Below are 13,278 nucleotides of genomic sequence, written 5' to 3'. Positions count from 1 at the left end.
AAACCACGAGCATGCTCGTGGTTTTTTATTTACGTCATCGCCGGATTATTGGTTTTTACCCCAAACAATCACCGTGGCCCGTGCCGACACAATTACCTGATCACCGACAGCAGCCTGAGACAAAATGGCCTTATTTGGCACTTGTACTTCAACAATTTGGCCTTCCGGATTTTTTACTTTAGCCAAACCGTTCTCAACATCGATAGCAATAATGTCGTTATATGTTTCACGTTTGCGCACCACGCCTACACCATCAGCGGTAACATCACGCCCTTCTGAAATCAGTACACGACGAACACCAGCAGTGCCCTTGCGCAGCGTAATAGCTACCGATTCGCTGCCACCTACATTAATTTTGTCATTAACTTTGACCTGATCAAAATTGGTGACACCCGCATCCACTGATTTAAACTCAACTCGCTCGCCATCAGGCATTTTGACAATTAAATCACGATTGGCAAAATCGACTGACTCGACAATGGCCTCGACCCGATTACGAACTGTTTCACTCACTACGACTTGCTCTTCAGCAGCAAATGCCGGGCCGTTAAGCCAAATGCCAGCGGCAAGCAGTACCGCGGATATAACTGTGCGATTTTTCATCTGTGCATCTCTCTAAAATGGTGATTATTATGTTGCGCGGCACGTATGTTTTGAGCATAACGCCAAGAAAATCTTATCACACAGAGTCAGCAATACGACACAATCACCAAAGCTTCAATCACAATCAGCGACATCGCCATCAACATAAAACCAGCGGCCATGTTCCAATACAAAGCGGCTATGCTCGCTTAAACGATAAGCCCTGCCCCCCACTTTATAGCGAGCAACAAACGACACCACTCCACGATCACCATCACTTTCAGCGTGATTAACCGTCAAACCCAGCCATTTCGGCTTAGGCTCTTCATTAAGATTAAGTTGTTCAGGTCGAGTGCTCGGGTGCCAGCTCGCGAGCAGATATGGCTCCAGCCCAAGCACATAGGCGCTGTAGCGGGAACGCATTAGTAGTTCGGGCGTAGGTGCCGCCTGACCAGCATGAAAAGGCTGGCAGCAGTTTTGATAATTGGCGCCGCCACATGGGCAGGCTTTGGCAACTGAATTCAAAGTTCGCGGCATAGAGTCTCAAGCTTGGGTAAACTAGCATCATTGTTTTCCAAAAATGCTGACTTCGCAAATGCCCGTGACCCAACACCCTACGATTGTTGCTGCCATTTTTGATATGGATGGCCTGCTACTAGATACTGAACGCATGGCACTCGATTGCTGGCATGCGGCCGCCAAACAACTTGGCCACACAATTGATCCCGCCGTGCCACTGGGCATGATTGGTATGCATTCCTCCAAGACGCTAGCCTACCTGAATGAACAGTTGGGCTCCGATTTCCCAAGCCAACGCTTGCGTGAACTCACGCATGAAATTTATATGAGTCGCAGCGAGCAGCCGATTGCTTTACGACCAGGCGTCTTGGAGCTATTTAGTTGGCTGGAACAGCACGGCATCCGTAAAGCGGTAGCCACCTCTACCCGACGTAGTATTGCCGAGCATCACTTAAAACAAGCCAATTTATGGTCACGAATCGAATTTGCAGTGTGTGGTGATGAAATATTGCACCCCAAACCGGCTCCCGATATTTACTTAAGCGCTATTGCACAGCTTGGTGTTACGGCTAGCGCGTGTGTGGTATTTGAAGATTCCAATTTTGGCGCCCAAGCTGGCCACGCTGCGGCATGCCGCGTGATCATGGTGCCAGATCTGCGCCCAGCAGAAGCCCAAACATTAGCCTTAGGACTTGAGATTGTAAGCTCGTTGCATGAAGCACAAACCCGCTTAAATGCTGAATTAAGCTAAATGCAGTCACTGAGGGGTATCAGCTTGCATAAGCCATGAGCAAATGGCCAGCAAACTATACCCCTCTAGACACATTTTTGAGTAGTAAACATTGATATAACATGCTCAGTTGGCCTACTTAAAACGACAACAAACATTAGCTGACCATGATCGAAATTATTCGCGAAAAATTAAAATTTCTTTTCAATTTCTTGATCTAAGGCCACAAACAGCAGTGAAAGCAGCGGCAGTTTCTGCCATAATCCGCCCCATCATCATTCCTTAACGAGCATTTTATGCTTGATCTTTTTTCCGGCATGGAAATGTGGCCTGCCGTTATGTTGGCGTTGGCCTTATTTTTTGTTTTAGCGTACGAATTCATTAACGGTTTCCATGACACAGCCAATGCGGTGGCAACCGTCATTTATACCAAAGCCATGCCTGCGCATTTAGCCGTGATTGGCTCTGGTATTTTCAATTTTCTCGGGGTTATTCTGGGCGGCCTCGGCGTAGCCTATGCAATTGTGCATTTGCTGCCGGTCGATCTGCTACTCAATGTTGGTGTTGGCCATGGCCTGTATATGGTCTATGCGCTGCTAGCTGCTGCCATTATCTGGAATCTGGGCACTTGGTATTTTGGTATTCCAGCGTCTAGCTCGCACACCTTGATCGGCTCCATCATGGGCGTTGGTATTGCCAATGCGTTGATGAATAATCAGTACTGGTTATCTGGGATTAACGTCAAGAAAGCCATCGACATCATGCTTTCTTTGCTAATTTCACCCACGATCGGCTTGTTGATGGCGGGTTTGATGTTGCTGGCGCTGAAAAAATGGCGCCCCGTTTCACGGATGCACATGACGCCGGATGAGCGTAAAACCCTTGACGGCAAAAAACACCCGCCATTCTGGACTCGCACCACCCTAATTGCCTCCGCCATGGGGATGAGTTTTGCCCACGGCTCGAACGACGGCCAAAAAGGGATCGGTCTGCTGATGCTGGTTCTGATTGGCTTAGCACCTGCCAAATACGCCTTGGATATGGACAGCAGCGCTTACCAGATCGAACGCACCGTAGATGCGGCATCGCACATGGGTGAGTTTTACCTAAAAAATCGCGAGCGGCTGAATGGCTCACTGGATCTGAAATACAATCCAGAACACCCACTACCCGCACTATTTAAATGCGAATCCGCCACTACACTGCCTGCAATTGCGACATTGACCTCTACGCTGCAAAACGTGAACAGCTATGAACAGATTTCTGGCGAACAACGTCGGGTGGTTCGTCGCATCTTGCTCTGTCTGGATGACACCGCGAAAAAAGCCAGCAAGCTGGATATTCTGAGCAAACAGGAAAAATCAGATCTAGATAAATTGCGCAAAGACTTAAATGTCACCACTGAATACGCACCCCAGTGGGTTATTGTTGCAGTCGCGCTGGCTTTGGGCTTAGGTACCATGGTTGGCTGGAAACGCATTGTACTGACCGTTGGTGAAAAGATTGGCAACAAGGGCATGACCTATGCTCAAGGGAATGCCGCGCAAATCACTGCGGCCACTGCAATCGGCCTAGCTAGCTGGACTGGCATGCCAGTGTCTACTACGCATATTTTATCGTCCGCGGTTGCCGGTACGATGGTCGCCAATAAGAGCGGCTTGCAAGGCGGCACGGTGAAAAACATTGCTATTGCTTGGGTACTAACCCTGCCAGTGACCATGCTGCTGTCAGGTGGTCTATTCTGGATGGCCAGCGTGTTTTTAGCCTAATTCGCAGCCACAAGCAACGACAAACCCCACGCCCAAATGCGTGGGGTTTTTTAATGCTGCGCCGTTTGCTAACAATTACAATACAGCCCTACTTTACGAGCCCGTTCATATGATCGAACTGATACTTCCTTCCACCCAACCTAGCCTAGAAACACTGCGCAGCCTAGTGAACCAACATTGGGCCCAGCTTGAACCTGCGCTCGATTGCGGTGTGAGCGAGTTTGATACCCACTCACAGTATACGCGTAGCGAATTTGATCACATTGACCTTGAGGCCAATACTGTCGTTATTCACTATAAAACGCATTACCATGTCTACCATCCGTGCCGCGGCATGGATTTGCACGACTTTTGCCGCCGCTTTGTGCGCGGCCAACTGAACGGCACTCGCCTGCAATTGGCCATCTACCAAGCGCCAGACGAACGCTCGACGGCTGACGAGCTGTAGCACGCCGCGATGCAGCGCTATCTGAAACCCTTGCTGATCGTCGCTGGCCTATTGGCGTTAGCGCTGGCGATCCTCGGCGTCGTGCTACCGGGCTTACCAACGACGCCCTTTCTACTACTCGCCACCGCCTGCTTTGCCAAAAGCTCGCCCCGCCTACACCGCAGGCTGCTGGCCAATCGCCTTTTTGGCCCCATCATTACCGATTGGGAGCAACACCACGCCATCTCAATCCGCGTGAAATGCATCGCGATTGGCAGCATGTTGGTCATGAGTGCATTGTCGCTGTGGCAGTTCGCGGGGAGGCCTTGGCTGCAAGGGGGATTGATTGCAGTGGCGATCATCGGCGCGACGTATGTTTGGCGGATACCGACACGGCGTAAAGATTGAGGGTGGATTTGTTGGGGGGAAACGCGCATCGTTGCGCGTTTTGCTCGACAGACAGCTGTCGACCCAGGCTGTGTAAAAACGCTTCAACACTCGACCGGTATAATTCTTGGAACGCCCCGCCAAGGATGATTCTATGCCCAGATTCATTGCAGGTGAAAGCAGAACCCAAACATTGCTGTTGCCTGAATGCTTGGAAGATTATGTCAGCGCGGACAACCCCGTCCGGGTCGTTGACCAGTTCGTAGAATACTTGGATTTAAAATCACTCGGTTTTGATGGCGTTGAGCCAGAAGCCACTGGCCGCCCAGCCTACCACCCCAGCACGATGCTCAAGCTGTATATCTACGGCTACCTCAACCGAATCCAATCCAGCCGTCGCCTGGAACGTGAAGCCCACCGGAATCTGGAGCTGATTTGGCTCACTGCTCGCTTAATGCCTGACTTTAAAACCATCGCCAATTTCCGCAAAGATAATGGGCCTGCGATTTGTAAGGTCTGCGGGCAGTTTGTTCAGCTATGTCGACAACTCAGTTTATTTAGCAACGCCATTGTGGCAATTGATGGCAGCAAGTTCAAAGCCGTTAATAATCGCGACCGCAACTACACCAACAACAAACTCGCTAAGCAACGGGAGCAAATCGAAGCCAATATTGCTAGTTACCTGCGGGAGATGGAAATTGCAGACCGGCAACAGCCCGATATTGCAGAAGCCAAGGTCGCCCGCTTGCAGGACAAGCTGGCGCGGCTGAAATCGCAGATGGCCCGCCTGGATGAGGTAGAGGCTCAACTCGCCAAGACGCCAGATAAACAGATTTCATTGACCGACCCAGATGCCCGTTCCATGGCGACCAGCGGCCGTGGCAGTGGTGTTGTGGGATATAACGTGCAAACCGTTGTTGATGCCAAGCACCATTTAATCATTGCGCATCAAGTCACCAATCAAGGGCATGACCGCGCGCAGCTGGCCAATATGGCCCAACAAGCCAAAGCAGTCCTCGCACAAGAAACAATAGAGGTGGTCGCAGACCGAGGTTATTACAACGGTGATGAGATACTGGCGTGTGAACAGGCGGGCATTACGGTTTTGGTGCCGAAACCGCAAACCTCAGGTGCTAAAGCAGATGGGCGCTTTGGCAAAGATGAATTCCACTATGACCCAGTTCGCGATGAATATGTCTGCCCAGGCAATAGCCGGCTAATTCATCGTTTTGTGAGCTTGGAAGCTGGGCGCTATATGAGCCGGTATTGGAGTTCTGACTGCCCACGTTGCCCGCTCAAGACCAGATGTACACCGAGTGATTACCGGCGCGTCAGTCGCTGGGAGCATGAGGCCATACTGGAAAAAGCGCAGCAGCGGCTGGAATTGCAACCAGATGCAATGCGTATTCGACGGCAGACCGTTGAACATCCCTTTGGGACGCTAAAAGCCTGGATGGGGGCAACGCATTTCCTAATGAAGACCTTGAAGCACGTCAGTACAGAGATGAGCTTGCACATACTCGCGTATAACATGAAGCGAGTAATGAAAATAATGGGAAATCAAGCAATGTTGGCGGCAATGAAGGGCTAAAAGGCCTTTTATTTGCTGTTTTTAGCGGTGTTATTCATGAAGTTTTACGTTTAATTCAAGCAACGTGAGCGTGATTCAAATTGGTTAGGCAAAATAAGCCTCGTCGGAGTTGGCGTTTTTACACAGCCTGGACCCTAAGCGGAAGTTGTTTACAACACACTGAGCGATAGTAATTTTTATGTCGTTGTTACGCTCTCATAAAATATGGGTTCAGTGAAAAGAAAGTAGATAGTGATGAGGTAAAGTATTTTTGAAAGTAAACAATAAAAACTCAGCGTATTATCATTCAAAGAAAGGTAGCGAAACATAAAGAGCCAGCTTGTAAAGAGCCAGCTTGTATATTCTGACCCCTCTTCTTCTCTTTTTCCCCAACGTTTTGATAATCCAAGCAAATGATAAACTTCTAAATGGTGCGTCTTAATCCTAGTTCGAACTACCCAATCGGCAATAGCAGATAGAACAATAAAGCTTGCTGTAGTCCAGCTCCACGAATATTCCACAATCGTCGCCATATTTGCGTCCCAATATCAAACTAGTTTGTTTTTGTGAAATAGTCCGCTTCAGACCCAGGCTGTGTAAAAACGCTTCAACACTCGACCGGTATAATTCTTGGAACGCCCCGCCAAGGATGATTCTATGCCCAGATTCATTGCAGGTGAAAGCAGAACCCAAACATTGCTGTTGCCTGAATGCTTGGAAGATTATGTCAGCGCGGACAACCCCGTCCGGGTCGTTGACCAGTTCGTAGAATACTTGGATTTAAAATCACTCGGTTTTGATGGCGTTGAGCCAGAAGCCACTGGCCGCCCAGCCTACCACCCCAGCACGATGCTCAAGCTGTATATCTACGGCTACCTCAACCGAATCCAATCCAGCCGTCGCCTGGAACGTGAAGCCCACCGGAATCTGGAGCTGATTTGGCTCACTGCTCGCTTAATGCCTGACTTTAAAACCATCGCCAATTTCCGCAAAGATAATGGGCCTGCGATTTGTAAGGTCTGCGGGCAGTTTGTTCAGCTATGTCGACAACTCAGTTTATTTAGCAACGCCATTGTGGCAATTGATGGCAGCAAGTTCAAAGCCGTTAATAATCGCGACCGCAACTACACCAACAACAAACTCGCTAAGCAACGGGAGCAAATCGAAGCCAATATTGCTAGTTACCTGCGGGAGATGGAAATTGCAGACCGGCAACAGCCCGATATTGCAGAAGCCAAGGTCGCCCGCTTGCAGGACAAGCTGGCGCGGCTGAAATCGCAGATGGCCCGCCTGGATGAGGTAGAGGCTCAACTCGCCAAGACGCCAGATAAACAGATTTCATTGACCGACCCAGATGCCCGTTCCATGGCGACCAGCGGCCGTGGCAGTGGTGTTGTGGGATATAACGTGCAAACCGTTGTTGATGCCAAGCACCATTTAATCATTGCGCATCAAGTCACCAATCAAGGGCATGACCGCGCGCAGCTGGCCAATATGGCCCAACAAGCCAAAGCAGTCCTCGCACAAGAAACAATAGAGGTGGTCGCAGACCGAGGTTATTACAACGGTGATGAGATACTGGCGTGTGAACAGGCGGGCATTACGGTTTTGGTGCCGAAACCGCAAACCTCAGGTGCTAAAGCAGATGGGCGCTTTGGCAAAGATGAATTCCACTATGACCCAGTTCGCGATGAATATGTCTGCCCAGGCAATAGCCGGCTAATTCATCGTTTTGTGAGCTTGGAAGCTGGGCGCTATATGAGCCGGTATTGGAGTTCTGACTGCCCACGTTGCCCGCTCAAGACCAGATGTACACCGAGTGATTACCGGCGCGTCAGTCGCTGGGAGCATGAGGCCATACTGGAAAAAGCGCAGCAGCGGCTGGAATTGCAACCAGATGCAATGCGTATTCGACGGCAGACCGTTGAACATCCCTTTGGGACGCTAAAAGCCTGGATGGGGGCAACGCATTTCCTAATGAAGACCTTGAAGCACGTCAGTACAGAGATGAGCTTGCACATACTCGCGTATAACATGAAGCGAGTAATGAAAATAATGGGAAATCAAGCAATGTTGGCGGCAATGAAGGGCTAAAAGGCCTTTTATTTGCTGTTTTTAGCGGTGTTATTCATGAAGTTTTACGTTTAATTCAAGCAACGTGAGCGTGATTCAAATTGGTTAGGCAAAATAAGCCTCGTCGGAGTTGGCGTTTTTACACAGCCTGGACCGAAAACAGCCATTCTTTTCAAAAATTGTAATGATTTTCAGTGCCTATGGCACGATGTTTTTGGTGCGCGTTCCGCCGCGCAGACAGACAAGGGGCTTTGCTTCGCCAAAGCCCCCTGTACCCCAAAGGCGCCCCGGGCTCAAAGCGCTCCGTGCTGCCCTTGCTTAGTCGTAAGCCAAACAATAAAGCCGTTTGTCTCTCTCCTCGCCGCGGTTTTCGCTACACGGGAATTCAAGCCCTAGACCGACCATCGCGATATATACCCGCCATAGTGTTGCTCTAAAGGTTAATTTTAATCTCGCTTTGGTTAATATACCCCTGTTGCCAATTAGGACGGATAGCCCGTGGAGACGCGACGTTAGGGCGTGGCGAGTTGAAGCGGCGCCTCGCCGTGGCTTTTTCAAGCGGGGGTTTCACGTCGATCGGGCGCGTTAGGGTTATCAGGGGCAAGGCAAAACTGCCCCTGATTCGTCCGGCGGGCGAAACCGCCGGTTTATCGCCTGCGCCAGCAGGCCATGCAATCGTTGATTTGTAAAACCAATTAGTTGGCGAGAAACGAAAGCAAAACTCTTCTTTGCTGGCCTTAGGCCACGGTCTTCGCTACGGCGGCATAGCCACCATGCTGCGTCACGTCGTCTGGCGCTCGAACGCCGGTTTTCCGCCTGCGCAGCAGGCTTTGCAAGTCCAACAAAAAACCCGTCACAAGGACGGGCTTTACATACTAGGGCAAGTATTTCTTTGTCGCGCAAATATCACAATGCCAACAAAGATATACCCAAAGCTTTATTTCTTACCGCCATTGGCCAAGAACAGCCACGTTTCGATCACCGTATCGGGATTAAGCGAAATCGTTTCAATCCCCTCCTCGACCAACCACTGCGCGAAATCAGGGTGATCCGACGGGCCTTGGCCGCAGATGCCGACGTATTTACCGAGTTTACGGCAGGCTTTGATCGACATACTCAGCATCGCTTTCACCGCGTCGTTGCGCTCGTCAAAGCTCGCCGATACCGGGCCGCCGGAGTCGCGGTCGATCCCGAGCGTCAATTGCGTCATATCGTTCGAGCCAATCGAGAAGCCGTCGAAATATTGCAGGAACTGCTCGGCCAGCACCGCGTTGGCAGGGATTTCGCACATCATAATGATGCGCAGCCCATTCTCGCCGCGTTTCAGGCCATTGCGCTCCAGCAATTCGATGACACATTCGGCTTCTTTGACGGTGCGCACGAAGGGAATCATCACTTCGACGTTGGTCAGCCCCATTACGTCGCGCACTTTTTTCACTGCGCGGCATTCGAGCTCAAAGCAATCACGGAATGATTTATCGACGTAACGTGCCGCGCCGCGGAAACCGATCATTGGGTTTTCTTCGTGCGGCTCGTAATCCGGCCCGCCGAGCAGGTTCGCGTATTCATTCGATTTAAAATCGGACAGGCGTACGATGACTTTTTTCGGATAAAACGCAGCACCCAGCGTTGCAATGCCTTCAGCAATTTTATCTACGTAAAAATCGACCGCCGAGCGATAACCTGCGATACGCTCTTCGATCTGAGTTTTTAGCGGAGTTGAAACGTTCGGATAGGCCAGCAGCGCTTTCGGATGAATGCCGATCATGCGGTTAATAATGAATTCGAGCCGCGCCAAACCGACACCTTCATTCGGCAATTGCGCAAATTCAAACGCCAACTCAGGGTTGCCGACGTTCATCATTAATTTGACCGGCGCTTTGGGCAGCGTCGTCAATGAGACATCCATACGTTCAAACTTGAGCAAACCGGAATACACATTGCCGGTATCGCCTTCAGCACACGATACGGTCACTTCATCACCTTCGCGCAGCGCTTTGGTGGCGTCGCCACAGCCAACGACAGCAGGAATACCGAGTTCGCGGGCAATAATTGCAGCGTGACAGGTTCGTCCGCCACGATTGGTCACAATTGCTGCGGCCCGTTTCATCACCGGCTCCCAATCGGGGTCGGTCATGTCAGATACCAATACATCACCCGCCTGCACGCGATCCATTTCCGTTACATCGCGGATAATCCGTACGCGACCTTGGCCGATTTTTTGCCCAATGGCGCGGCCTTCGGTGAGCACTTCGCCGGTTTCGAGCATCCGGAATTTAGTCAGATTGCCCGATTCTTGTGATTTCACCGTTTCAGGGCGCGCTTGCAAGATATACAGCTTGCCATCAATGCCATCACGCCCCCATTCCACATCCATCGCGCGGCCATAATGTTCTTCAATAATCAGCGCGTATTGCGCCAATTCATGCACTTCAGCGTCTGAGATAGAAAATTGGCGGCGATCAGCCAAATCAACGTCGACAGTACGCACCGATTTACCCGCTACCGATTCGGTATCGAATTCCATCTTGAGCGCTTTACCACCCAAATGGCGGCGAACGATCGCTGGGCGGCCAGCACGCAAAGTAGGCTTATGCACGAAGAATTCATCCGGATTCACCGCGCCCTGCACTACAGTTTCGCCCAAGCCATACGAGGCAGTCACGAACACCACCTGATCGAAGCCCGATTCAGTATCAATCGTAAACAACACCCCGGCAGCGCCTTTGTCCGAGCGCACCATGCGCTGAATACCCGCTGAGAGCGCAACGATTTTGTGATCGAACCCTTTGTGTACGCGATAGGCAATCGCGCGGTCGTTATACAAAGACGCAAACACTTGCTTCATTGCATCGACGACATTTTGGTAACCGACGATATTAAGGAAAGTTTCTTGCTGGCCTGCGAACGACGCATCAGGCAAATCCTCCGCCGTGGCCGATGAGCGCACCGCAACGGTAACATTCTCACCCAGCTTGGCATAGTGCTCGGCCATTTCAGCCTCCAGCTGCACCGGCAATGGTGTGGCCATGATCCAGTCGCGAATTTGCTTGCCGGTTTCAGCCAGTGCTTTAACGTCATCCACATCCAAGCTAGCAAGTGCGGCATCGATACGATCAGCCAGCCCATCCTGCGCCAGAAATACGCGATAGGCTTCGGCTGTGGTCGCAAAGCCGCCCGGTACGCGAACGCCTTTTTCAGTCAATTGGGAAATCATTTCCCCCAATGAGGCGTTCTTACCGCCTACTTTTTCCACGTCGCTCATACGCAGATGCGCGAAGTCAATCACATAATTTTCTGTCATCGGCCGGCCCTTTCTTCTGGATTAAAAACACCGTTGCTGCACTGCAACGCGGGTAGATAAGTTAACCATAGTTTTTTTTTCGGCAAAGTAAGTAATTGTATCTACTGGTTTTCCCCCTCTCGTCAGTTTATGCTAAGAAAAAAGGAAAATTTATGCGCCGTACTGCGTTTTTTGTTTCAGGTCGCACGGGGATTACTGTCGAAATTCTCGGCCACTCATTGCTGTCGCAATTCGAAGATGTGACATTTAATCGAATCGTACTGCCCTTTGTGGATACATTAGAAAAAGCCGAAGAAGTTGCCTTGCAAATTAGACGACAAGCCTTGATTGATGGCTGTCGCCCATTGGTGTTTAGCACCATCGCAAATTTAGAAATACGCGCCAAAATTCAAGTGCCTGACGCCCAATCCTTCGACTTTTTTGCCCAATTCATTGGCCCACTCGAAGAAGAGCTGGGCGTGCAGTCTTCACACACAATTGGCCGTTCGCACGAAATCAGCAATTTCGAGGAATACAACAATCGTATCAATGCAGTGAATTTTTCACTCAACCACGACGATGGGGTGATGCCGCGCGATTTAGCCGAAGCAGACCTGATTTTGGTGGGGGTTTCACGCTCAGGAAAAACGCCGACTTGCCTCTATATGGCGTTACAATTTGGCATAAAAGCCGCCAATTACCCGCTGACCCCGGAAGATTTTGGCCAACACACCCTGCCACGCCTGCTGCTGCCGTATCGCAATAAGCTATTTGGTCTGACTATTGATCCAGAACGTCTGCGGCAAATTCGGCAAGAGCGTAAACCAGATAGCCGTTACTGCCAGCTCGACACCTGCCAATTTGAAGTAGCCGAAGCTGAAGCCCTGATGCGCCAAGTGGGCGTGCCATATTTAAACACCACCCGCATGTCGATCGAAGAACTGGCAACCACCATTATGCATAAAACAGGCCTGACCCGACGGGCTTACTAAATCCAGTTTTCCTGCTTTATTACTCCAATAGCGCAATAAGGCCTGCCGTTTAGCCAAAGAAACGCGTCGGAACAGTTGTTTTGCGAGTCTGACGCGTGTTTACAGCTTCCTAGTGCGGGGCTGAAAAGGTAAACTGCTGGCTTTACTGCCCACACTGATTTGATCGCCAGCCATGACGAGTTTTGCCTATCCGGAACAAGCGGCCAGCTTGTTTGAATTTAAAAGCACCACCACACGCTTAACTGCCTTTATTCCCGTCACGACCGATTGCGATCAATTACAAGCCGCACTGCAAGCCCAACTCGGTGGCGTTGACCACTTCTTAGCGGGTGAACAAATCGTCATTGATTTTAACAGCCTGCCGCAGATCCCCAGTGCAGTCGAACTCGTTGCGATGGTTAATTTGCTACGCCAATTTGCACTGGCACCGATTGCGGCGCAAGGCGGAAACCGTGATCAACAAGTTGCAGCGAAAGAAGCGGGCTTGGTCGTACTGAGCGACAGCGAAATTTCGGCCAGTGCCCATGCTCAGCAAAATACCCAGCCCCAGTACGTGCCGGAAGTCGTTACACCACAAGGTGCAACGATCATTACCCGCCCGGTACGCACGGGTCAGCAAGTGTATGCCAAAGGCGGCGATCTAATTGTATTGGCATTGGTTTCTAATGGCGCCGAAGTGATAGCCGATGGCAACATTCATGTGTACGCCCCACTGCGCGGCCGTGCCTTAGCTGGTGCTCGTGGCGACACCAGTGCCCGCATTTTTACCACCTGCATGGAAGCCGAGCTGGTCTCTGTAGCGGGCATCTATCGCAGCCTAGATCAAGCTTTACCCGATTCGATTCGCTCCAAACCGGCGCAAATTATGCTGGATCAGGACAAAATCGTGATCGAACCACTAAACAATTTAAATTAATACGTTTTCAGACATTCAAGGACATAGGGG

Annotated in this window: 12 protein-coding genes; 8 read left to right on the top strand and 4 right to left on the bottom strand. The window is 50.7% G+C overall.

Annotated elements, in window-relative coordinates; genetic code table 11:
* Positions 1–45 precede the first annotated feature (45 nt).
* Both HZU75_RS15205 and HZU75_RS15200 read right to left on the bottom strand, forming a co-directional pair.
* Positions 46–603 carry a hypothetical protein gene (locus tag HZU75_RS15205; protein ID WP_180306834.1) on the bottom strand — a complete coding sequence of 186 codons (558 nt, stop codon included), beginning with the start codon at positions 601–603 and terminating at the stop codon, positions 46–48.
* A 114-nt stretch (positions 604–717) separates the two neighbouring features.
* Positions 718–1,119, bottom strand: a complete 402-nt coding sequence (locus tag HZU75_RS15200) for a YchJ family protein (protein ID WP_180306833.1) — start codon at positions 1,117–1,119, stop codon at positions 718–720.
* 43 nt (positions 1,120–1,162) lie between these two features.
* On the opposite strand from HZU75_RS15200, the gene HZU75_RS15195 reads away from it, so the two are divergent.
* The 5 genes from HZU75_RS15195 to HZU75_RS15175 all read left to right on the top strand — a co-directional run bounded on the left by HZU75_RS15195 (position 1,163) and on the right by HZU75_RS15175 (position 6,005).
* Positions 1,163–1,852 carry an HAD family hydrolase gene (locus HZU75_RS15195; RefSeq protein WP_180306832.1) on the top strand — a complete coding sequence of 230 codons (690 nt, stop codon included), beginning with the start codon at positions 1,163–1,165 and terminating at the stop codon, positions 1,850–1,852.
* A 275-nt stretch (positions 1,853–2,127) separates the two neighbouring features.
* Positions 2,128–3,600 (top strand): inorganic phosphate transporter, encoded by a 1,473-nt coding sequence (locus HZU75_RS15190; protein WP_180306831.1) that lies wholly within the window; start codon positions 2,128–2,130, stop codon positions 3,598–3,600.
* A 109-nt stretch (positions 3,601–3,709) separates the two neighbouring features.
* Entirely contained in the window at positions 3,710–4,048 is a 339-nt protein-coding gene (locus tag HZU75_RS15185; RefSeq protein WP_180306830.1) for a hypothetical protein, read from the top strand.
* Positions 4,049–4,057: 9 nt separating this feature from the next.
* A complete protein-coding gene (locus HZU75_RS15180; protein WP_180306829.1) occupies positions 4,058–4,435 on the top strand; it encodes a YbaN family protein in 378 nt (125 codons plus the stop codon).
* Between the two features lie 133 nt (positions 4,436–4,568).
* Positions 4,569–6,005, top strand: a complete 1,437-nt coding sequence (locus HZU75_RS15175; protein WP_180306827.1) for an IS1182 family transposase — start codon at positions 4,569–4,571, stop codon at positions 6,003–6,005.
* 176 nt (positions 6,006–6,181) lie between these two features.
* Here the strand turns inward: HZU75_RS15175 and HZU75_RS15170 are convergent, their stop codons facing one another.
* Complete coding sequence (locus tag HZU75_RS15170) at positions 6,182–6,517, bottom strand: hypothetical protein (RefSeq protein WP_180306828.1); 336 nt, start codon at positions 6,515–6,517, stop codon at positions 6,182–6,184.
* A gap of 124 nt (positions 6,518–6,641) precedes the next feature.
* Here HZU75_RS15170 and HZU75_RS15165 point away from each other — a divergent pair, with 124 nt between their 5' ends.
* Complete coding sequence (locus HZU75_RS15165) at positions 6,642–8,078, top strand: IS1182 family transposase (protein ID WP_180306827.1); 1,437 nt, start codon at positions 6,642–6,644, stop codon at positions 8,076–8,078.
* A gap of 916 nt (positions 8,079–8,994) precedes the next feature.
* Here the strand turns inward: HZU75_RS15165 and ppsA are convergent.
* Positions 8,995–11,361 carry a phosphoenolpyruvate synthase gene (ppsA, locus tag HZU75_RS15160; RefSeq protein ID WP_180306826.1) on the bottom strand — a complete coding sequence of 789 codons (2,367 nt, stop codon included), beginning with the start codon at positions 11,359–11,361 and terminating at the stop codon, positions 8,995–8,997.
* A gap of 152 nt (positions 11,362–11,513) precedes the next feature.
* Between ppsA and ppsR the strand changes: the two genes are divergently transcribed.
* Both ppsR and minC read left to right on the top strand, forming a co-directional pair.
* On the top strand, positions 11,514–12,332 hold the full coding sequence (gene ppsR / locus HZU75_RS15155; RefSeq protein ID WP_180306825.1) for a posphoenolpyruvate synthetase regulatory kinase/phosphorylase PpsR: 819 nt from the start codon (positions 11,514–11,516) through the stop codon (positions 12,330–12,332).
* A gap of 172 nt (positions 12,333–12,504) precedes the next feature.
* Entirely contained in the window at positions 12,505–13,248 is a 744-nt protein-coding gene (gene minC / locus HZU75_RS15150; protein WP_180306824.1) for a septum site-determining protein MinC, read from the top strand.
* The last annotated feature ends 30 nt before the right edge of the window (positions 13,249–13,278 follow it).

It is taken from the genome of Chitinibacter fontanus (genome assembly GCF_013423785.1).
Lineage (GTDB): Bacteria > Pseudomonadota > Gammaproteobacteria > Burkholderiales > Chitinibacteraceae > Chitinibacter > Chitinibacter fontanus.
Note: the sequence above shows the minus strand (reverse complement) of the source record. Positions and strands in the feature narration are given on the sequence as shown.

Excerpts from the sequence above, each read along its gene's own strand:
- HZU75_RS15170 (WP_180306828.1), bottom strand. The coding sequence starts at position 6,517 with ATGGCGACGATTGTGGAATATTCGTGGAGCTGGACTACAGCAAGCTTT.
- HZU75_RS15190 (WP_180306831.1), top strand. The coding sequence starts at position 2,128 with ATGCTTGATCTTTTTTCCGGCATGGAAATGTGGCCTGCCGTTATGTTG.
- HZU75_RS15175 (WP_180306827.1), top strand. The coding sequence starts at position 4,569 with ATGCCCAGATTCATTGCAGGTGAAAGCAGAACCCAAACATTGCTGTTG.
- HZU75_RS15180 (WP_180306829.1), top strand. The coding sequence starts at position 4,058 with ATGCAGCGCTATCTGAAACCCTTGCTGATCGTCGCTGGCCTATTGGCG.
- ppsA (WP_180306826.1), bottom strand. The coding sequence starts at position 11,361 with ATGACAGAAAATTATGTGATTGACTTCGCGCATCTGCGTATGAGCGAC.
- HZU75_RS15165 (WP_180306827.1), top strand. The coding sequence starts at position 6,642 with ATGCCCAGATTCATTGCAGGTGAAAGCAGAACCCAAACATTGCTGTTG.
- ppsR (WP_180306825.1), top strand. The coding sequence starts at position 11,514 with ATGCGCCGTACTGCGTTTTTTGTTTCAGGTCGCACGGGGATTACTGTC.
- HZU75_RS15195 (WP_180306832.1), top strand. The coding sequence starts at position 1,163 with ATGCTGACTTCGCAAATGCCCGTGACCCAACACCCTACGATTGTTGCT.
- minC (WP_180306824.1), top strand. The coding sequence starts at position 12,505 with ATGACGAGTTTTGCCTATCCGGAACAAGCGGCCAGCTTGTTTGAATTT.
- HZU75_RS15185 (WP_180306830.1), top strand. The coding sequence starts at position 3,710 with ATGATCGAACTGATACTTCCTTCCACCCAACCTAGCCTAGAAACACTG.
- HZU75_RS15200 (WP_180306833.1), bottom strand. The coding sequence starts at position 1,119 with ATGCCGCGAACTTTGAATTCAGTTGCCAAAGCCTGCCCATGTGGCGGC.
- HZU75_RS15205 (WP_180306834.1), bottom strand. The coding sequence starts at position 603 with ATGAAAAATCGCACAGTTATATCCGCGGTACTGCTTGCCGCTGGCATT.